This is a genomic window from Kosakonia oryziphila (assembly GCF_900094795.1).
GTDB lineage: Bacteria > Pseudomonadota > Gammaproteobacteria > Enterobacterales > Enterobacteriaceae > Kosakonia > Kosakonia oryziphila.
Genome location: NZ_FMBC01000014.1, coordinates 64,217 through 83,307 on the forward strand (window position 1 = coordinate 64,217; position 19,091 = coordinate 83,307).

Below are 19,091 nucleotides of genomic sequence, written 5' to 3' on the forward strand. Positions count from 1 at the left end.
TTACACATCATGGACAAACCTGTCATGTGCACACATCTCATAAAACGTAATGCGATTAATTATTTTTTACTCTCGGATTTCTCTCGCTCTGATAGCGCATTTTAGCAGACGCAAGCGCTTGTACTGCCCGCTGATCATCGCGAAGAGAGCCGTTGGCGTCGGGCGTCTTTTACGCTAAAACATGGTTGTATCGTTGAATATACCACGGAGCTTCTAAGAAAATGACTTTAAAACAGAGGTTAATTGTGGTGAACAATCGTAGCAAGATACAATAATCATTAATTTGTAATGTTGTTATTACTTGTGCCCGATTAACTATTAATAATAGGGAACTTCCAGCAACGCGATACGTAAGTAAGCATATTTCTCTTCGACCAAAATAAATGAAATTCGTACTGTCATTACATTAATATGTACTCGTTACTGAGAGGGTGTGAGCGAATCCCATGTCTGTTGATTCTGCGGTTAACCGCCAGTCCCGAACGATACATGTTAATAAATGCTGTGGCAACGTAACCGGCAGGTTATATTGCCACCGGATCAGAAACGACGCTCATTATTTGTTTACCATGCGTCATTTAAGGATGTGATACAACGCTACGAGTGCGAGTAGCGCTTTTGCGGGCTGGTGCAGTCATTCTCTTTGTTCAGCCGCTGGATGATGTCCTGGCGCAACAGGAACTTTTTGATCTTACCGGATGATGTTCTGGGCAGCTTATCGACAATGACGATGTGCTCTGGATATTTATACTTCGCCATCCGCTTACGGCTGAAAAAGGCTACCACATCCTCCAGGCGTACTGCTGGCTCCCGCGTTTTCAGCACCAGGTAAGCACATGATCGTTCTCCCAGACGCTCGTCGGGCATCGCCACCACGCAGGCATCCTCAATAGCCGGATGCTGTAACAGCACATCTTCCACTTCACGGCTGCTGATGTTCTCGCCGCCGCGAACGATGATATCTTTTTTACGCCCGGTAATGCTGATATAGCCCGCGTCGTCCATCCGGCAGAGATCGCCACTGTAGTACCAGCCTTCGTTATCCAGCGCCCGGGCGGTCAGTTCCGGCTCATCCAGATAGCCCATAAACACATTCGGGCCGCGCGAGGCCTCTTCTCCTTCCATACCGCGCGGCAGCGTTTTGCGCGACTCATCCACCACCTTAATTTCCACGCCAGCAGCGGCATAGCCATCGGTATTCATCATGCGCGGCAGCGGATCATTGAGATTCACCACCGCGTGCGGCGAACTCTCCGTCGAACCGTAAATGCTTAACAGCTTGATCCCAAGCTGTTGGCAGCCCTGCGCCACTTTTTTGGGGATAGTCGTTCCACCGCAAAGAAAGAAACGTAGCGATGACAGATCGGTGGGCTGTTTGCCGACGGCGCACAGGATGTCATACACAAACGGCGTGGCGCCGAGTATACAGGTGCAGCGCTGTTGCTCCAGCAGTGCCAGACAGGCCTGCGGGGTGAAAATATCCAGCAATACGCTGCGAGCACCGATCAGAAAAGGCGCGGTGACACCGTGCAAAAAGCCGGTTGCATGGCCGAGTGGTGCAGGCATCAGAAACACATCCTGCCAGGTGAGATTCAACCGCGCGCAGTAAGCCCGTTCACTGGCGAGAATATTGTTGTGGGTTAGCATCACGCCTTTCGGCATTCCCTCGGTGCCGGAGGTAAACAGCACGGCGGCCAGTTCATCACCGTGAACGTCGCGCGGTGCGAGCAGTGGGGCGTTCTCCTGCATCAGTTGGCGGAAGCCAAGCGACGTGGTTGCCGGTGCCAGCTTATCCACGCCGACAATGCGTTGTAGCCAGGGCAACTGGTTTTGTAGTGGCAGGATCAAATCGACCAGACGCGTTTGCTTAAACAGCGTCGGAGCAAAGAAGATTTTTGCCTGGCATTTATTTAATACCCATACCAGTTCCGCTTCACGCCAGGCGGGCAGCAGCGGCACAGACACCGCGCCGGTTTTCAGGCAGGCCAGATAAATCACCGTGAATTCACACCAGCCTGGTAGCTGAAACGCGACGCGATCGCCCGGTTGAATACCGCTGCTAAGCAACCATGTCGCCAGGCAACTTGCCGCGTGATCAAGCGCCGCATAGGTGTATGAATCACCATGATTATCCACCACGGCGAGTTTGTCCGGCATCGCGCGCAGGGTCTGGTGCCAATAATCACCCAGCGATGCATCGCCCCAATATCCTTGCCGCCGGTACGCTTCCCGACGTTCAGCATTAAACGTTATCGTGACACTCATGGACTCTTCCTGGCCAATAAACCGTTAAACGTAGTGGATGTCTTTGCATGAATTTCAGACGGATTAGGCGTTAGCCGTAGCGGTAGTCAACGCCAAAGGTGCCTGCCGGGTAGTCCCAGTGTTCGAGAATGCTTTCCCCGCACAGCACACGGCAGGTGCCGCATTCAAGGCAACCTGCGCAGTCGAAATGGATATTGCCCTGCGCATCCTGCTTGTAGAGGTTGGCAGGGCAGGCGTTCAGCAGTTTGCGAAACTCATTAATGTTGGGGTTATCGGCCAGAATAATGTGCGGATGGCCTTCATCAACATGGAATTTATTGACGCCCAGCTTGACGTCAACGTTAACGCTATTTTCCTGGCTCATAGTGCGGTCGCCCCTTTGATGCCGTCTTTCAGTAAATTCAGCAGGCCGATTTTCTTCATGTGGGACATCATCATTTTGCGCACTGGCTGATTCGGGCTACCGTCAACCGTGAACATATCATTCATGATGCCTGCCACCATTTGCGGATACTGGGTAAACAGACGCGGGTTTTCCATCAGGGCAGGAAGCTTGCGGAAATGCTGCATATCGCGCATCACGAAGCTCTGCTCCAGCGCGCGTTTATAGGCCGAAAGTGCGTGAGCCGAAAAATCCTGTTGCTGTCTGGTGGCAATCACGGTATTGGCCGCCGCTTCCGCCGAAGCGATGGCTAAGTCCATACCGCGTACCGTATAGCCCAGATTGAGGCACAACCCGGCAGCATCGCCGACGATAATCACCCCATCGCTGACCAGTTGCGGGATCATCGCCAGACCGCCTTCCGGCACCATATGCGCCGAGTATTCCAGCAATTGACCGCCCTGAATCAGCGGGCGAATGGCTGGATGCTGTTTAAAGTCCTCCAGCATTTGCGGCACGCTTTTCCGGGCCAGACCCATTTCTCCCAGCCCGCAAACCAGACCAATCGATACCGACTCACGATTAGTATAGAGAAAACCACCGCCCATCAGGCCATTTGACGGCGAACCGGCAAACAGCCAGGCTGCGCCTTCGTTCCCGCAGAGATTAAAGCGATCGTCGATTTGTGTGGAGGACAGGCCAATCAGCTCCTTCACGCCCACGGCATAATGGTGCGGCGAGGGCACCGGCACCATTCCCAGCGAGCGTCCCAGCAGTGAATTGACGCCGTCAGCGAGGATCACCACATTGGCCTCAAGAATGTCGTCACCTGCCTGCACACCGGTAACCTGATTGCCTTCACGGATCAACGCATCCACCCGGACACCCGGAATAAATTGCGCGCCCGCTTCTTCGGCTTGTTCCATCAGCCACGGATCGAGTCGGCTACGCAGCACGGTATAAGAGGCCTGTTCCGCGCGCTCAGATTTCTCGCGTTGAAAATCGAGGGTGACGGCGTTGTCATCGGTTAAAAAGGAGATTTTCTCCCGCGTGACCGTGCGCTCAATGGGCGCGTGTTGTGCGAATCCAGGCATGATGCGCTCAATACTGTGCGCGTAGAGCCGGCCTCCGGTCATATTCTTACTGCCTGCGTTGTTGCCGCGTTCAATAACCAGTACATCCAGTCCGGCTTTGGCCATCACATAAGCCGCCACCGTTCCCGCCACGCCCGCGCCCACCACGATGGCGTCAAATTTTTCATCCGACATGCGTTATGCTCCCTTCCCGCAGCGCCTGCGGAATATGTACCTTAGTGGCTCAATTCACCTATCAGGGCCGGGACGACTTTGTAGATATCGCCCACCAGACCGTAATCGGCGTAATTGAAGATCGGCGCATTTTTATCTTTGTTGATGGCGACGATCACTTTGGCGCCATTGCCGCCGACCATATGCTGGATCTGCCCGGAAATCCCCAGTGTCAGGTAGAGATCGGATTTCAGCAGTACGCCGGAGACGCCAACATAACGTTCGCGCTCCATCCAGTTTTCACCTTCGGCAATCGGGCGCGAGCAACCCACTTCCGCACCAAGCACGCTGGCCAGTTCTCGTACCATCGCAAGGTCTTCTTTCGCCGCCAGGCCACGGCCAACGCCCACCACGCGCTTCGCTTTACTTAGATCCACACTACTCAGCGTTTTCGCGCGGCGTTCCAGGCAACGGATCTCGTGGCGCGGAGCAATATAGTCCGCAGTGACAACCGGGCAGGTGTGTGACGCATCTGCGGCGGCAGGCTCCAGCGCGCCAGAGGCGAGGGTAATGATGGCGAGCGGGCCGTTGAGTTTTTCTTTGCCAAACGCCAGACCACCGTACATACGGTGTTCCGCCCAGACGCTGCCGTCGGCAATGGTGATCGCCGTGGCGTCGTTAACCATCGCCGCGTTCAATTGCACGCTCAGCCGTGCGCCCAGCGCTTTGCAACGTTTTGTCGCCGCCATCAGTAGTAATGATGGCTGACCTGCGGCGTCCTGCTCGATCCGCGCGGCAAGGGTCTCTGCGAAATTTTCAATGCATTGCAGTTCGGAGTGGGGTTCAAGCACTATCACGCTGTCGGCGCCAAGAGACTGGACTCGCTTGACCTGTTCTGCGCCATAGACGATGGCATGTACTTGCTGGCCCCAAAGGCGTGCGCCGGACAGTAATTCGGCATAGCGTTCTGCGTTATCGCTCAGTACCCATACGTGGGTTAATTGACTCATGGTGTTCTTCTCCGTTGAGCTTAATTGAGGGCTTTTTTCACGAGTTCAGCCAGTTCGGCAATCGCTTCGGGTGAATCATTGTCGAGGATGATGTGTTTGCGCGTGGTGGCTGGTGGTACGGTGATTTCCATCAGCTCCGCCTGCGGTGAGGACGGGTTCCAGCTAATGTCGCTGGCCTGCCACTGGTTGACTGGTTTTTTGCCCGCGCCAAGGATGGCTTTCATCGAAGGAATACGTGGGACGTTAATATCAGATGTGACACAGAGAACGGCGGGTGGCGTCAGTTCGATCACTTCGACCTCCTCTTCTAGCGTGCGCTCAACGCTGAGTTTGTCGCCGTTACGCTGGATGTTGCTGACGGCGTTAATCACCGGCAGTTGCAGGATCTCACCCACCAGCAAGCCAACCTGTTGGGCGTAGAGATCCCCTGAACCTTCGCCAAACAGCATCAGGTCAAAGCTCATTTTCTCTGCCGCCACCGCCAGCGCTTGTGCAATTTCTTTCGGCAGGGCACGCTCCAGGCGTGCATCCTGCAACATAAACAGGCTGTCCGGGCCGCGAGACAGTACGTCTTTACGTACTTTTGAATTTTGCAGCAGCGAACCGCCAACGGTCAGGGCGGCAATCTCATCACCATCGCTGACGAGCTGCATCGCTGCTTCGATAGCATTGAGATCGAACTGGCTGATCTTCGCTGCCGCATTGTCAAAGCTGAGCGAGTGGTCGGGCGTGACCACGATGTCCTGTTCCTCAGGTACCAGTTTGAAGCAGGTTATTATTTTCATGGCATCTCCTGTAAGTCGCGAGCGAATATTGGGCGTAGTGTCAATATCGACGGAAAGTAAAAAGTCACTGGAAATAGTGTGCGATAGCGGGATGCGCTTTTCGACGGGACAAGCTGTTTTCGTTGCTAACAATCTTGCAAAAAAAAGTGAGATAGCCATGGCAAAATAAAAGTAAGGGAAATTAATTTTCAGGCGTAAATATATTATCTTGCATGCCGGGGAAATAATCTTGTTCTGCAACAGCGGAGAAGTATTGAATAACCGCAGTAGTCGCTCTATTTTACCCTTATTATTTTGTTCAGACTTATTCTTAACATGTGAGGTTGTCATGTATCAGCGATGCTTTGATAATGCCATGGAACCCCCCTTTGTGCAGGGGGAAACGCCCCGATTTTCGCGTTTTGTCATCAGCGATGACCCGACCTGGGAATCCGGGCATCATGTTCACGATAATGAAACTGAGCTTATTTTCGTCAAAAAAGGGGTGGCACGATTAATTATTGATTCGTCGCTGTATGTCGCGCACGAGAACGATATTGTGGTGATTGAGCGAGGTCGGTTACACGCTGTCACCTCCGATGCAAATGCACCTGCGACTACCTATACCTGCGCGCTGTATGGCTTTCGTTTTCACGGCTGGGAAGAGAGTCAACTATTGCAACCGCATTCGTGTCCGGTCATTTCTATCGGGCAGGCAAAAGAGGTGATTACCAGCATTTTTAATGAATTGAGCGTAATGTTGCCGCAAAGTAAAAATACATTAACATCTTCTGTCTATGATGCATTTGCTTATGCGCTGACGGTGTTATACTTCGAAAACTTTAAAAATGCTTACCGATCGGAGCAGGGGTATATTAAAAAAGATGCATTAATTAAAGATATTCTGCTTTATCTGAATAACAATTACCGTAAAAAAATAACGCTCGAACAGTTGTCAAAACAATTTCGCGCCAGTGTCAGTTATATCTGTCACGAATTTACTAAAGAATACCGTATTTCTCCTATCAACTATGTGATTCAGCGGCGGATGACGGAAGCTAAATTTGCACTGACCAATACCGATAATTCACTGGCCGAAATCTCTTTGCGCGTGGGATACGAAAACGTCGATCATTTTGCCAAGCTTTTTCTGCGTCATGGCGGTTGCTCACCCAGCGACTATCGTCGGCAATTTAAAAATAACGTGGTTGAATCAGAGTATCTGTCCGATTTTTACGTGCCGGAAAAAATGCTGTATTAATTTATCTGTAGCTCCCGGTGTCCCGGGAGCTACAGCATAGTTTTAATCCTGGTAGTCCTTCAGAATCTGGCGTCCGGCGATGTAAATCATAATCTCGTCAGTGCCGCCACCGATGCGTTCACAACGTACATCCCGCCAGAAACGAGAGACGCGCGCTTCATCGGTATAACCCAGTCCGCCCATAATCTGGATGGCATCATCAATCACCTCCAGTGCGGTACGGGCGCAGTACAGCTTCGCCAGTGCAGCGCTGGTGCGCAGGGACTGCTGCTGATCGGCCTGCCAGGCTACTTTCAGTACCATATTGCGCATGTTCTCAACTTTTACCGCCATTAGCGCCAGTTTTTCCTGAATCATCTGGTTATGGCCAATCGGTTTACCGAAAGCAATGCGTTGATTGGCATAGCGCGCAGCATCTTCAAACGCGCACTCGGCAAAGCCGGTACTGCGGGCGGCGTTGATCAGACGTTCCATCTCAAAGTTATACATCACGTTGAGAAAACCCATTCCTTCTTCGCCTACCATATCGCTCTCTTCAACTTCGACATTGTCGAGATACACTTCGCAGGTGCTGAGCATATGCCAGCCGATTTTGTGCAACGGGTTAACTTTAATCCCTGGTTTTTTCGCGTCCACCCACCACAGCGTAAAGGCTCTTTTCGGATCTTTAGGCTGCGGATCGCGCGCCAGCACCAGCATGTAAGGGTATTCCTTTGCCCCGGTAATAAAGGTTTTCTGCCCGTTCAGGTAAACCTTACCGTTTTTGCGTGTGTAGCTGGTGGTAGCACTGTTGTTATCGGAACCTGCTCCCGGCTCGGTTAATGCCAGCGCATACGCCGGATCGCCGGTTTCCATCGTACTTTCCGCCGTTTTCCGTAGCTGCTCAGCGGAGCCGAAACGACGCATGCTATGGATGCACTGGCCGTTGGTTATAAGGAATGCCGGTGCACCGCATTTTGATACTTCCATCAGCGCCAACATCTGCGTGACATAATCTGCCGGGATGCCGCCGAACTCTTCCGGCACGCCGAGCATGGAGATGCCGTTATCGGCGAGTGCACGCATAAATTCGCGTGGGTAAGTTGCTGTCAGATCGCAGGTACGGAAATATTCTTCCGGGAAGTTGCTGGTAATGAGTTCCCGGATGCTGGCAAGCAGCAGTTCCTGCTCTTCGGTTAAAGAGAAATCCATTATTGTACTCCTGTTAATTGGCCGCTTCGGGTAACACAAATCCCATGGTGGCATCGATAAATAAGCGTGGATCCATCGGTTTCAGGTCGGGAGAAATCACCGGCGTGAACGCCATTTTGTCCAGAATGTCTTTTTGCAGATCGATGCCCGGCGCAATCTCTATTAAATGGAGACCGTCCTCTTTCAGGGTAAATACTGCGCGTTCGGTGATATAACGGACGTCCAGCCCGCGTTCGAGGGCAATTTTCCCGCTGAAGGTAATTTCAGGCAGCGTGCTAATGAATTTTTTCACCCGTCCTTCCTGCACAATGCATAACTGGCCGTCGGTAATCTCGGTTTTCAATCCGGCGGCAGTCAGTGTGCCGCAGAACACAATTTTTCGTGAGGTGGCGCTAATATCAATAAACCCGCCGGTGCCCATGATCTTGCCATTGAACTTATGCACGCTGACGTTACCGTATTGATCCACTTCGGCAAAGCTCAGGTAACACACATCAAGGCCGCCGCCGTGGTAGAAATCAAACTGCGAGGTCATATCGAGAATGGCGCGGGTATTGACGTTGGCGCCAAACGCTACACCTTGTGAGGTGATGCCGCCGACTGGCCCGGTTTCCACCGTCAGAACGAAATCATCGGCACAGCCTTCTTCACGCGCCACCAGCCCGATGCAGTCGGCAATACCGACACCCACATTCCCCACCGCGCCTTTGCGCATCTCAAATAAGGCGCGGCGCGCCACCAGCTTGCGCTGATTGAGGGGCAGGGTAAGCTGTGTACTGTCGTCGAGCGTGAAATCACCAGAGATAAAGCGGTTCACCGGTGCGCCGCCGTACAACTGCGTCTGATTGGGATCCACCACCACGATATCCACCAGATAACCCGGAATACGCACTGATTTCGGATGCAGCGTGGCTTTTTTCACCATTTTCTGCACCTGCATCATCACAATCCCGCCGTTGTTATGTACTGCCTGCGCCAGCACCAGTGCATCCAGATACATCACCTCATCTTCAAACGAGGCGTATCCTTCGCTATCGCAGGTGGTGGCGCGGATAAACGCGATGTCCGGGGCAATGGCTTTGTAGTAGAGGTACTCTTTGTTATCGATCTCTACCAGTTTGATCAGATCTTCCTTGGTGACTTCATTCAGCTTGCCGCCTTGCTGACGGGGGTCAACGAAGGTGCCCAGTCCGATATCGCTAAGGATACCGGGCTGATGGGCCGCAGCGGCGCGAAGTGTCTGTGTTAATACGCCTTGCGGGTAGTTATAGGCGGCAATTTTACCTTGTTCTGCTAGATCGGAGATGCGCGGCGATTGTCCCCAGTGTCCGCACAGCGCCCATTTCACCAGGCCTTCCTGTGCCAGCGGGCTGATCCCGCGATCGGCACGGTCGCCAAGCCCGGTTGGGCTGATAATGGAAAGGTTTCGCGGTGTTTGCGTCTGTTTATATTTGTCGGCTAACGCGGTGATCAATGTGGTGGCTTCGAGAATGCCACCACCTGCGCCTAAGATGCACAGTGTGGCTTCGTCGGGAATATAGTCCACCGCTTCCTGTGCTGACAGTACAGTCACGCGCCCATTGAGGCGTGAGGGTCTTTCAGGTTTCATAATGACTCCAGGGATGCCCGTGTGATGCGGATATCCGGCTTTATTCGCCGGTGTTCAACCGTGAATTAAAGCCGAGCGCGTCCGCTGAATATTTGAAAATATTCATCTCCGGGCATTATTTAATGTAGGGCGAAAACGTTTAGTTCCGCCTGAATATACTCTCTCAGGCCTGATGTAATATCGTTAAGGCAATACGCAGATCGCTAACGGATATTTGTCCTGGTGCCGAGGCCTTTTTCACCGCGCCAAATGTTGCGGCCGAACCGAATACTTCACCTGCCAGCCGTGAAATGACCCCGGTTTTTGCCATCGACATGGTGATAAGCGGGCGGTCGGCATAGTGCTCGTGCATCTCAAGTGTTGCGGTAAGCAGGGTTAGCACATCGGTTTTGTTCTGCGGCATCAGCGCGATTTTGGGAATATCGGCACCCAGTTGCTGCATTTTGCGCAGGCGCCGCACAATCTCCTCCGCCGGTGGCGTGTTATGGAAATCGTGGCTGGACATGATTACTTTCACGTTTTTCGTGTGTGCATGTTCCACCATGGCTTTGACCAGCGCCTCGCCGGTAAACAGCTCAAGATCGATCATGTCGACCAGACCACTATCCACTGCCGCGCGGTTGAGCGCCATATACTGCTCTGCCGATAGCGCCTGTTCGCCGCCTTCTTTGGCGCTGCGGAAGGTAAACAGCAGGGGTTTATCCGCCATCGCATTGCGGATGACAAATACCGCTTCCAGCACGGCATCAATGGAGGCGACATCGCTGAAATGGTCAACACGCCACTCCAGGATATCGAAGTCCGCGTCACGATAGGCCTGCGCTTCCGATTTAACACTGGCGATATCTTTCCCCATCAGCGAGACGATGATTTTGGGAGCCCCTTCGCCAATCACGAGATTTTTTACGCTTACCGTTTTCATTCAGTACCTCTTATTCAACGGTCTTTCAGGCTTCGAAGCCCATGACGTGTTTCACGTATTCCAGCGGAAACTCTTTACCGGTCCACAGTTTGAACTGTTCAGCCCCTTGCCACAGCAACATGCCGTAACCATCAATGGTTTTGCACCCGGCTTGCTGCGCCTGCTGCAACAGTTTGGTGATATGCGGGTTATACACGCATTCGGTGACCAGCAGATCCGGACGAAGTAGGCTGATATCGCTGATGAGGCTTTGATCCTCCAGCGGTTTCATGCCGATTTTGGTACCGTTGGTGAGGATGTCGGCGGTAGCAAGGGCATCAGCAAACGCTTTCTGATCCGCAAGGTCTGTCACTGTTACCACGCAATCGGTGTTTTCGTTGACGCGGCGGGCAAAGGCGACGGCTTTTTCGAAGAAATCATCCCGGCGGTTAAAAATCTTAATCTCTTTCAACCCTTCAATGGCACCTTGTGCGGCAATGGCAGTTGATGCCCCTCCGGCACCCAGCAGTACCATGGTTTTGCCTTTGATGTCGAAACCGCTCTCTTTGATGGCGCGGATATGTCCGGTACCGTCGGTGTTGTAGCCGCGCAAATAACCATCATCGTTGACAATGGTATTGATAGCGCCAACCAGTTTTGCCGCTGGGGTTAATTCATCCACATACTCGCACGCCAGTTGTTTATTCGGCATGGAGACACCGGTGCCGCGCATTTTTAAGGCTTTCAGCCCCGCAATAGCGTTGGCGAATGTCGAATTATCGACTTCAAATGCCATATAGGCAAAAGGCAGTCCTGCTTTCTCCAGCGCTTTATTTTGCATTTCCGGAGAGAGACTGTGTCGGATAGGGTAGGCCATCAGGCCAATCAGTTCATATTTTGCAGTTACATCCATCATAGACTCCTTGAATATTTATCGTGACCGGAAGCTGTTTTTTGAAAATACCGTTCGCCGAACCGCACATCGTTTTTAGGAATATTGAAGACGCGGTAATAACGGACGAAGACAATAGCGGCGGTGAGGAAGGCCAGTAATGCGAAGGAGAAATCCAGCAAGATGATGTACTGTAGGCCAATGTTAGAGAGATACCCGGTAATCAGCGGAATAATAAAATTCGCCAGTCCGCCCATCATCATGTAGATGCTGGTGACTTTGGCTTTGCTCTTCGGGAAGAACTCTGACATCACCGACACACCCAGTTGCAGGATGCCGCCCGCAGCGGAAAAGCCGATAACAAACGCGCCGGCATTACACACCAGTGGCGACGGGAACAAATAGATAACGGCTGCTGTAATAGCCGCCAGCCCAGCGTTAAAGACATTTGCCCAGACAGGGCGTACTTTTGCCTTCAACAGTGCGGCAAAGATGAACACGCACAGCAGTGATCCCATACTGTAGTAAGAGATGGTTTTTAGGGCGTCGGCTTCCGCCATTCCGGCAAACGCCATGGCATATTTCGGCATCCATACCACGATGACGTAAAAGGTGGAGAAGGCTGCAACGCCGAACAATACCGAGGCAACGCCTTCCAGCCACGGCAACGGCTTGCTGTTCATTTGCGGCAGCGCTTTGGCGACGCTGGCATCAACCTGCTGGCCAGGGAAGCGGCTTTTCAACAGCATCAACGTGATCAGGACAAACAGGACGCCGGGAATAATGACGCTATAGCCGTACCAGATATGATTAAGCAGCATGTAGCTGACGATCATTGGGTAGAGTATCTGCCCGAAAGAGATCATCGCTTTTACCAGAATCACTGCTGAGCCGGACGCTGTCGGAAAACACTCCATCAAAGCCGGGTAGCCTCCGGTATCGAGCGCCGAGTTGGCGACACCGACGCAGACAGCCAGAACAAAAGCCACCATCAGGTTCGGGCTGGAGGGGATGCCAAAGAAAAAGAGCATATACAATACGACGCCCAATAAAATAACAGTTCGGCGACCGAACTTGTCGGAAATAACGCCAAAGAGCAAAATGCTGACCAGACGACCCAGACCGATACCCGAAATTAAATAGGCAATACCCGCGTTGTCGGTGGAAAATTTCGTCGCCAGAGAGGTCATATTTTGCGCCAGCGTAATAACGCTAATTCCGTGCAGGAAATAACTAAGATAGATACAGATTACCGCCAGGATAAATGGGGTGCTGAAAGCCTTATTTTGAGACATTTTTCACGGCTCCGTGCAGATTTAAAATTTTTTCTCCCGCAGCAGTTACTGTGATATCTGGCTGCGAGCTTAGAGCCTATCCCATTAGGCTATTTTATTTGCCATTTTGGTCTTGGGCAGTGCTCACAATCCTCACGTACTACATGTACGCTCCGGTTGTTGCGCGCTGTCCGTGCCCAAACTGGCTGCAACAATATACACCTACTGGGATAGGCTCTTAGTAATTACTTTACGTTCTTTTAGCATTCGGTCATACATAGTATGGCGCTTAATTTGCCAGGTTTATTGCATGATAAAATGTGAGGCGAAGTGGTTTTTATATCGTTTTGAACGCTATTAACGGTGTCGCTAAATAACGTTCGTGTTATTTTGCATAAGTGCATCAACAATATTGCATAGGAGTAAATTATTCGGCAATAGGTGCCATATTTACTGATCGCCTGGATGCCATACGGTTGCGTAAACCAATAAAAAGTGCCAGCAGAAAACCGATAGCCGCAATGGCAGTATCAAACCACATAATATCGGCAATACTGCGCTCAGAGAGGCGTGCCGTTATTAATGGGATGGTAAAAGTGGCAATGCTTCCCGCGCTGTAATAAATACCGGTCGCTTTTCCTTTGGCGTAGGGAAAACGGGAGGCCATCAATGTCAGGCCAATTTGTACGACGCCACCTGCGGAGGAGAAACCAATAACAAACGAAAAAATCACCACCATCTCTACGCTGGGATGCAGACATACCGTCAGCAATGCAACAAACGAGATAAAGGTGTACAGCATCAATAACGTCATGGTTCTGGCAGTTTTTCGTACCAGTGGAGCGGTAATGAAAACGCAGAGCAGCGAACCGCAGGTGTAAACGCTGAGCAGTTTGATAGACTCGGTATACGACATGCCGACAACAAACTGGCCGTACTGCGCAAGCCATTGACTTATAATGTAAAATGTGGTCATCGAGGTATAGCCATACAACGTGTAGCTGGCCAGATCAATAACGGAGCAGTGGTGTTTAACCTTACTGTCTGCAACCGGGGGCGATTTGTGCGCACGGTGAGGGGGAAAGGTGCAGTGGAGCAAAAACAGGCCGTTGAGGATCATAATGGCGGCGGCAACCAGAAAGGACCAGCCGAACCAGATTTCCGCCCACACCAGCAGGCTGATGATCATCGGTAATAAAAACTGTCCCATAGAAATAAACGCTTTGATCAGTATATTCGCCGTGCCGGGGGAACGCGGAAACGCCTCCATCAGGCTGGGGTAGGTTCCGGCGTCGAGAAAACTGTTGGCGATCCCGGCTAAAAAGCCAAACGCATAAGCCACAACAATGTTGTGTGTGTTGATGATACCGAAAAAAAATGCGAGATAGCAAAGCATGCCGAGAATAATAAATGGTCGACGGCCAAATTTGTCCGACAATATTCCGGAGAAAAGCAAAACGCTTAGTCGGCCAATACCAAGTGAGGAAATAACAACAGAAACTCCCGCTGCATTGGTCTGCCACTGGAGTTCGAGTGAGGACATATTGAGGCTCATTAAAATGACCCCCATTCCGTGCACCAGGTAATTCAGATAAAGACCCAGTGCAGTCGAGAGATAGGTATTTTTCATTTTATTTACGGCGTGAAGGTGAAATGAATCGTCGGCGTTGTCAGCAGACAAACGGCTTTAACACAGATGTTCCAGATCACGTGCATAGAGTTCGGCGGCCACTGACTGATAAACCTTCCAGTCCAGATAATTTCCATCATGATATACCGTCCGAAACGTAGCCAAATCCACGAAAAAACGCATCGTATTATTACCAATGCGATTGTTTATTCGTTGGATGAGAGCGTTAATATGCGATTGTCTTTTTTTTCTCAGCGCCTGTAATTTTTCAACAATATTCTCCGGGATAGCGGTTTCTCCATTTTCCCACGCCTGCCATTCTGCTGTCGTATTATCCGGTGCTATCCAGGTTGCACACTCTTCAATACTCATCGCGAGAATATGGCGTAATGCTTGTAATTCATATGCGTTCATAATTTAATTGCTTCATATAAAAAATAAAAACGATTGAGCATAAATAACACTATTGCGCAGATTGCGGATTGAACAGAGTCACACTATTTTGTGCAATATTATTTGTTATCGGTCTGTAAATCTCCGACCTGAATTCGGCTTACTTTACATATTTTTTTGCACCAAAATAGGGCGCTCTGGCATGTGATGGAGAATATATAAATAACGCTGATATATCTTTAAAATTCATATTCTGAGGATATGATGTGAAGGTAGTCACATTCGTCTTGAAAGAAGCTGTTCCTTCTCACACTTAGAGCCTAATGGATAGGTTCTTAACCGCGCGGAAAATGACATTATGGAAGATAAAGCGAAACGAAGCCTGGGGGGAAAGCTGGCGTTATGGGTTTTCTGGATTTTTTGTGTCTGGTTTATCTGGAGCCTACTGAATGATATCTGGCTATCCTGGTCGCCCTCGGGCAACGCGATTGGGGCGAGGGGCGCAACCAGCGCGGATGGGTTCAATAGTTTCAGCAGCGTACTGGTGCTCGGTGTGGTAGGCGCGATACTCGGCGCGATTGCCTGGTACACTCGCCAGCGCGATCCGGATGCCTGAAGATGTTATGGTAATGGCTTTTCATCGACAGGACGCACAATGAACTTATCTGACTGGCAGCACTGTTTCGATAAATGGATGACGCAACACTTTAATCATGCTGATGCAGCTCATGATCTGTCGCACTTTCGCCGGGTGTGGAAAACGGCGCAGACGCTGATGCAGGGGCAGCAGGTTGATGGGCTGGTGGTGCTGGCCGCCTGCTATTTCCATGACATTGTCAGCTTTGCGAAAAACCACCCGCAACGCCATCAATCCTCGGTACTGGCGGCGCAAAAAACCGCCGAAATTCTGGTCGACGACTTCCCCGATTTTCCCGCAGATGCAGTGCCTGCCGTGTGTCATGCGATTGAAGCGCACAGCTTTAGCGCAGGTATTGCACCACTCACTCTGGAAGCCAAAATCGTTCAGGACGCAGACAGGCTGGAATCGCTTGGCGCGATTGGTCTGGCTCGCGTGTTTGCCGTCTCCGGCTCGATGGGCGCGGCACTCTTTGACGGCAACGATCCCTTTGCCGCAGAGCGGGAACTGGACGACAAAGCTTACGCTCTCGATCATTTCCGCTGTAAGTTACTGAAACTGCCTGCCACCATGCAGACGGCAAAAGGGCGGGAGCTGGCAGCGCATAACGCCGATTTTCTGGTGCATTACATGGCGAAACTGAGCGCGGAACTTCAGGGCGATCACCAACGGATTGATGATGAGGTGCTGCGGCGCTTTCGTACCTCAGCATCTTAAGTGAGAAAACAGATGGCGGATGTTCATGATAAAGCGACGCGCAGTAAGAATATGCGGGCGATCGCTACGCGCGATACGGCCATCGAAAAGCGGCTGGCCGCCTGCCTGCAATCGCTGGAGCTGGCGTTTCGCGTACAGGATGCCGCGTTACCAGGCCGCCCGGACTTTGTGCTGGATGCCTATCGCTGCGTGATCTTCACCCACGGCTGCTACTGGCATCACCACGACTGTTATCTGTTCAAAATTCCGGCCACGCGTACGGATTTCTGGCTGGAAAAAATCGGCAAAAATGTGGCGCGTGATGCGCGTGACTGTTCATTGCTGCTTGAACAGGGCTGGCGGGTGCTGGTGGTGTGGGAGTGTGCATTGCGTGGCAAGCTGAAATTAAGCGATCAGGCGCTAAGTGAGCGGCTGGAAGAGTGGATCTGCGAGGGGCAACAAACCGCGCAGATCGACACTCAGGGGATTCATGCAATGACGATTACTCTTCCGCGCAAGGCGTAACAACCGGGCGTTGCGGGAAGAGATATTTGCCCAACGTCACCAGTACCACAGCCAGAATAATGATCCCCAACGCCAGCCATTCAACGGAAGAGAGATGTTCACCGGCAAAGCCCGTACCCAGCAGTACCGCTACGACCGGGTTCACATAGGCGTAGCTGGTTGCTAATGCCGGTGACACGTTGCGGATCAGAAACATATAGGCATTAATGGCGATGATAGAGCCAAACAGCGCCAGATAGCCGACGGCGAAAAAACCGGACAGTGGCGGTACGGCGCTAAGATGTTCGCCGCTCAGGGCAGAGGCGGCCAGCAATACGATCCCGGCGGCCAGCATCTCAATCGCACCCGCCATCATCCCACCCGGTAGTTCAATCCGCGAACCGTACACCGACCCAAATGCCCAGCTTAGCGAACCGATAAGGATCATGACCGCGCCCCACGGATTACCGCTCAGGTTTCCACCGCTATTCAGCAAAATGATCCCCGCCAGGCCAATAGCAATTCCAGCCCATTCAAGCTTTCTCGTGGCGATACCGAAAAAATGACTAAAACACAGTGTAAACAACGGTACGGTCGCCACCACGACCGCAGCGATGCCGGAGGGTACATTCTGATGTTCCGCCACCGTGACAAAACCGTTACCGACAGCGAGCAGCAATACGCCAATCAGCGCCGCATTGCACATTGGGCGCAGCGGCGGCAGTTTATGGCCGCTCAGCAACAGGATGGTTATCAGCACGATGCCAGCGGATAAAAAGCGGATGCCAGCCATCATGAAAGGTGGCCAGCTTTCGACGCCGACGCGGATAACAAAATAGGTAGAACCCCAAATGATGTAGAGCGCAAACAGCGCGCCAATAAGCGGTAAAACTTGCCTGAAACGCATAACTCACCACGAAAAAAGATATGAGGCTTATAGTAAACGTCAAAACTATACGTCTTGCGAGTGGTTAATTTTGCAGAAGCTGTTAAATTTTTGTTGACACTATGAGGTGGTTTTCGCCATCGATGTTTTACTGCATACTGCACTTTATTGAGTGATAATACTGAAAAGGAAGAAATTTTGGCAGGAAGTAGTTTATTAACATTGCTTGACGATATTGCCACCTTACTGGATGATATTTCCGTGATGGGCAAGCTGGCTGCAAAGAAAACCGCTGGTGTGCTGGGAGACGATCTTTCGCTAAACGCGCAACAGGTAACTGGTGTTCGTGCTAACCGTGAACTGCCTGTCGTGTGGGGTGTGGCGCGCGGATCGCTGCTCAACAAGGTTATTCTTGTTCCTCTGGCTTTACTGATCAGCGCATTTATCCCGTGGGCCATTACACCGCTGTTGATGGTCGGCGGTGCGTTTTTGTGTTTCGAAGGTGTGGAAAAAGTGCTGCACACCCTGGCTGCGCGTAAGCATAAAGAGAACCCGGAAGCCCGGCAGCAACGGCTGGAGGCGCTGGCCACACAGGATCCTCAGCAGTTTGAAAAAGACAAAATCAAAGGCGCTGTTCGCACCGATTTTATTTTGTCAGCCGAGATTGTCGCCATCACGCTCGGTATCGTAGCTGACGCGCCATTGCTCAACCAGGTACTGATTTTATCGGGTATTGCGCTGCTGGTGACCATCGGCGTTTATGGCCTGGTGGGCATTATCGTCAAGCTTGATGACATGGGTTACTGGCTGGCAGAACGGAAAGGCGTATTAGCGCAGGGAATGGGCAAAGGGCTGCTTGTTCTGGCACCCTGGCTGATGAAAACGTTAAGTGTGGTCGGCACGCTGGCAATGTTCCTCGTTGGCGGCGGTATTGTGGTGCATGGTGTAACGCCGCTGCACCATGCGATCGCGCATTTCGTGGCTGGCCAGCACGCGCTAATGCAGATGTTGATACCGGTTGTCGCTAATTTGTTTTTGGGGTTTGTCATTGGCGCGCTGGTTGTAGCTGTTGTCAAAGGGGTTACGCTTTTGCGCGGTACGGCTAAGTAAAATCTCGCCGCAGCGATTATGCAAAACCCACAAATTTCGTCTAAGTTGAAAAAGTTTCGCCCTGATACTGGAGGCAGTGATGGTCTTTTTGGTCAGCGATGAAGTCATACCAAAAGAAGGTGGTCCACGCATGATTGTTACCGGCTATTCCAGCGGTATGGTGGAGTGCCGCTGGTATGATGGCTACGGGGTCAAACGGGAGGCCTTTCGTGAAGATGAACTGATGCCTGGCGACAGGCAAAGGGCGCACGAGCAGGTGTAACCCTGTGGAACCGCCCGGCTATTGCCGGGCATTTTTTATTACTGTTCTTCATTCGACGCCAGTACTGAAGACCGACTGCGGCAATATATACAAGAAGAGATCATTTCGGCCTATTAACGCCTGCTGATGCGTTCCTGGTCTCGGGGACAGCAACAACAGGAAAATCGGGACCGTGGT

Annotated in this window: 19 protein-coding genes; 6 read left to right on the forward strand and 13 right to left on the reverse strand. The window is 51.6% G+C overall.

All coding sequences use genetic code 11. From position 1 onward, the window contains the following. Positions 1–597: 597 nt before the first annotated feature. From fadK to GA0061070_RS08805, 5 genes are all read right to left on the reverse strand, one after another. The gene (fadK, locus tag GA0061070_RS08785; protein WP_090135370.1) at positions 598–2,265 is read right to left on the reverse strand and encodes a medium-chain fatty-acid--CoA ligase; all 1,668 of its coding nucleotides are present in this window, start codon (positions 2,263–2,265) and stop codon (positions 598–600) included. Between the two features lie 70 nt (positions 2,266–2,335). Beyond that, positions 2,336–2,629, reverse strand: coding sequence for a ferredoxin family protein (locus GA0061070_RS08790; RefSeq protein ID WP_090135372.1), 294 nt, complete (start codon positions 2,627–2,629; stop codon positions 2,336–2,338). Continuing rightward, positions 2,626–3,915, reverse strand: a complete 1,290-nt coding sequence (locus GA0061070_RS08795) for an FAD-dependent oxidoreductase (protein WP_090135373.1) — start codon at positions 3,913–3,915, stop codon at positions 2,626–2,628. Before GA0061070_RS08795 ends, GA0061070_RS08790 begins: the two co-directional genes overlap by 4 nt. Positions 3,916–3,956: 41 nt before the next feature. After that, on the reverse strand, positions 3,957–4,904 hold the full coding sequence (locus GA0061070_RS08800) for an electron transfer flavoprotein subunit alpha (RefSeq protein WP_090135376.1): 948 nt from the start codon (positions 4,902–4,904) through the stop codon (positions 3,957–3,959). Between the two features lie 20 nt (positions 4,905–4,924). Next, entirely contained in the window at positions 4,925–5,689 is a 765-nt protein-coding gene (locus GA0061070_RS08805; RefSeq protein WP_090135378.1) for an electron transfer flavoprotein, read from the reverse strand. 328 nt (positions 5,690–6,017) lie between these two features. Between GA0061070_RS08805 and GA0061070_RS08810 the strand changes: the two genes are divergently transcribed. Continuing rightward, positions 6,018–6,929, forward strand: a complete 912-nt coding sequence (locus GA0061070_RS08810) for an AraC family transcriptional regulator (protein ID WP_090135380.1) — start codon at positions 6,018–6,020, stop codon at positions 6,927–6,929. Positions 6,930–6,971: 42 nt separating this feature from the next. On the opposite strand, the gene GA0061070_RS08815 is transcribed toward GA0061070_RS08810, so the two are convergent. From GA0061070_RS08815 to GA0061070_RS08850, 7 genes are all read right to left on the reverse strand, one after another. After that, positions 6,972–8,120 (reverse strand): acyl-CoA dehydrogenase, encoded by a 1,149-nt coding sequence (locus GA0061070_RS08815; protein ID WP_090135382.1) that lies wholly within the window; start codon positions 8,118–8,120, stop codon positions 6,972–6,974. Positions 8,121–8,133: 13 nt separating this feature from the next. Continuing rightward, positions 8,134–9,729 (reverse strand): acyl CoA:acetate/3-ketoacid CoA transferase, encoded by a 1,596-nt coding sequence (locus tag GA0061070_RS08820; protein WP_090135383.1) that lies wholly within the window; start codon positions 9,727–9,729, stop codon positions 8,134–8,136. A 163-nt stretch (positions 9,730–9,892) separates the two neighbouring features. Next, a complete protein-coding gene (gene aroD / locus GA0061070_RS08825; protein WP_090135385.1) occupies positions 9,893–10,651 on the reverse strand; it encodes a type I 3-dehydroquinate dehydratase in 759 nt (252 codons plus the stop codon). A 25-nt stretch (positions 10,652–10,676) separates the two neighbouring features. Continuing rightward, positions 10,677–11,543: a quinate/shikimate dehydrogenase gene (ydiB, locus tag GA0061070_RS08830; protein ID WP_090135387.1), complete on the reverse strand. Its 867-nt coding sequence runs from the start codon at positions 11,541–11,543 to the stop codon at positions 10,677–10,679. Continuing rightward, a complete protein-coding gene (locus GA0061070_RS08835) occupies positions 11,543–12,817 on the reverse strand; it encodes an MFS transporter (RefSeq protein ID WP_090135388.1) in 1,275 nt (424 codons plus the stop codon). The genes ydiB and GA0061070_RS08835 overlap by 1 nt, the downstream gene beginning before the upstream one ends. A gap of 406 nt (positions 12,818–13,223) precedes the next feature. Next, complete coding sequence (locus GA0061070_RS08845) at positions 13,224–14,426, reverse strand: MFS transporter (RefSeq protein ID WP_090135447.1); 1,203 nt, start codon at positions 14,424–14,426, stop codon at positions 13,224–13,226. Between the two features lie 57 nt (positions 14,427–14,483). Further along, positions 14,484–14,840, reverse strand: a complete 357-nt coding sequence (locus tag GA0061070_RS08850; protein ID WP_090135392.1) for a YdiL family protein — start codon at positions 14,838–14,840, stop codon at positions 14,484–14,486. A gap of 337 nt (positions 14,841–15,177) precedes the next feature. Here GA0061070_RS08850 and drpB point away from each other — a divergent pair, with 337 nt between their 5' ends. From drpB to GA0061070_RS08865, 3 genes are read left to right on the forward strand one after another with little or no spacing between them, the layout of a single operon-like run. Beyond that, a complete protein-coding gene (drpB, locus tag GA0061070_RS08855; protein WP_090135394.1) occupies positions 15,178–15,435 on the forward strand; it encodes a cell division protein DrpB in 258 nt (85 codons plus the stop codon). Between the two features lie 39 nt (positions 15,436–15,474). Next, entirely contained in the window at positions 15,475–16,173 is a 699-nt protein-coding gene (locus tag GA0061070_RS08860; protein ID WP_090135396.1) for a phosphohydrolase, read from the forward strand. A gap of 12 nt (positions 16,174–16,185) precedes the next feature. Then, on the forward strand, positions 16,186–16,677 hold the full coding sequence (locus tag GA0061070_RS08865) for a very short patch repair endonuclease (RefSeq protein ID WP_090135398.1): 492 nt from the start codon (positions 16,186–16,188) through the stop codon (positions 16,675–16,677). Here GA0061070_RS08865 and yedA read toward each other — a convergent pair. Continuing rightward, entirely contained in the window at positions 16,655–17,563 is a 909-nt protein-coding gene (gene yedA / locus GA0061070_RS08870; protein ID WP_090135400.1) for a drug/metabolite exporter YedA, read from the reverse strand. The two genes, GA0061070_RS08865 and yedA, sit on opposite strands and share 23 nt — an antisense overlap. Before the next feature lie 177 nt (positions 17,564–17,740). On the opposite strand from yedA, the gene GA0061070_RS08875 reads away from it, so the two are divergent. Both GA0061070_RS08875 and GA0061070_RS08880 read left to right on the forward strand, forming a co-directional pair. After that, positions 17,741–18,652, forward strand: a complete 912-nt coding sequence (locus GA0061070_RS08875; RefSeq protein ID WP_090135402.1) for a DUF808 family protein — start codon at positions 17,741–17,743, stop codon at positions 18,650–18,652. A gap of 79 nt (positions 18,653–18,731) precedes the next feature. Continuing rightward, positions 18,732–18,914 carry a YodC family protein gene (locus GA0061070_RS08880; protein WP_007371481.1) on the forward strand — a complete coding sequence of 61 codons (183 nt, stop codon included), beginning with the start codon at positions 18,732–18,734 and terminating at the stop codon, positions 18,912–18,914. Positions 18,915–19,091: the final 177 nt, after the last annotated feature.

Excerpts from the sequence above, each read along its gene's own strand:
- GA0061070_RS08880 (WP_007371481.1), top strand. The coding sequence starts at position 18,732 with ATGGTCTTTTTGGTCAGCGATGAAGTCATACCAAAAGAAGGTGGTCCA.
- yedA (WP_090135400.1), bottom strand. The coding sequence starts at position 17,563 with ATGCGTTTCAGGCAAGTTTTACCGCTTATTGGCGCGCTGTTTGCGCTC.
- drpB (WP_090135394.1), top strand. The coding sequence starts at position 15,178 with ATGGAAGATAAAGCGAAACGAAGCCTGGGGGGAAAGCTGGCGTTATGG.
- fadK (WP_090135370.1), bottom strand. The coding sequence starts at position 2,265 with ATGAGTGTCACGATAACGTTTAATGCTGAACGTCGGGAAGCGTACCGG.
- GA0061070_RS08790 (WP_090135372.1), bottom strand. The coding sequence starts at position 2,629 with ATGAGCCAGGAAAATAGCGTTAACGTTGACGTCAAGCTGGGCGTCAAT.
- GA0061070_RS08835 (WP_090135388.1), bottom strand. The coding sequence starts at position 12,817 with ATGTCTCAAAATAAGGCTTTCAGCACCCCATTTATCCTGGCGGTAATC.
- GA0061070_RS08805 (WP_090135378.1), bottom strand. The coding sequence starts at position 5,689 with ATGAAAATAATAACCTGCTTCAAACTGGTACCTGAGGAACAGGACATC.
- GA0061070_RS08810 (WP_090135380.1), top strand. The coding sequence starts at position 6,018 with ATGTATCAGCGATGCTTTGATAATGCCATGGAACCCCCCTTTGTGCAG.
- GA0061070_RS08860 (WP_090135396.1), top strand. The coding sequence starts at position 15,475 with ATGAACTTATCTGACTGGCAGCACTGTTTCGATAAATGGATGACGCAA.
- GA0061070_RS08820 (WP_090135383.1), bottom strand. The coding sequence starts at position 9,729 with ATGAAACCTGAAAGACCCTCACGCCTCAATGGGCGCGTGACTGTACTG.
- GA0061070_RS08795 (WP_090135373.1), bottom strand. The coding sequence starts at position 3,915 with ATGTCGGATGAAAAATTTGACGCCATCGTGGTGGGCGCGGGCGTGGCG.
- GA0061070_RS08800 (WP_090135376.1), bottom strand. The coding sequence starts at position 4,904 with ATGAGTCAATTAACCCACGTATGGGTACTGAGCGATAACGCAGAACGC.
- GA0061070_RS08815 (WP_090135382.1), bottom strand. The coding sequence starts at position 8,120 with ATGGATTTCTCTTTAACCGAAGAGCAGGAACTGCTGCTTGCCAGCATC.
- aroD (WP_090135385.1), bottom strand. The coding sequence starts at position 10,651 with ATGAAAACGGTAAGCGTAAAAAATCTCGTGATTGGCGAAGGGGCTCCC.
- GA0061070_RS08845 (WP_090135447.1), bottom strand. The coding sequence starts at position 14,426 with ATGAAAAATACCTATCTCTCGACTGCACTGGGTCTTTATCTGAATTAC.
- ydiB (WP_090135387.1), bottom strand. The coding sequence starts at position 11,543 with ATGGATGTAACTGCAAAATATGAACTGATTGGCCTGATGGCCTACCCT.
- GA0061070_RS08850 (WP_090135392.1), bottom strand. The coding sequence starts at position 14,840 with ATGAACGCATATGAATTACAAGCATTACGCCATATTCTCGCGATGAGT.
- GA0061070_RS08865 (WP_090135398.1), top strand. The coding sequence starts at position 16,186 with ATGGCGGATGTTCATGATAAAGCGACGCGCAGTAAGAATATGCGGGCG.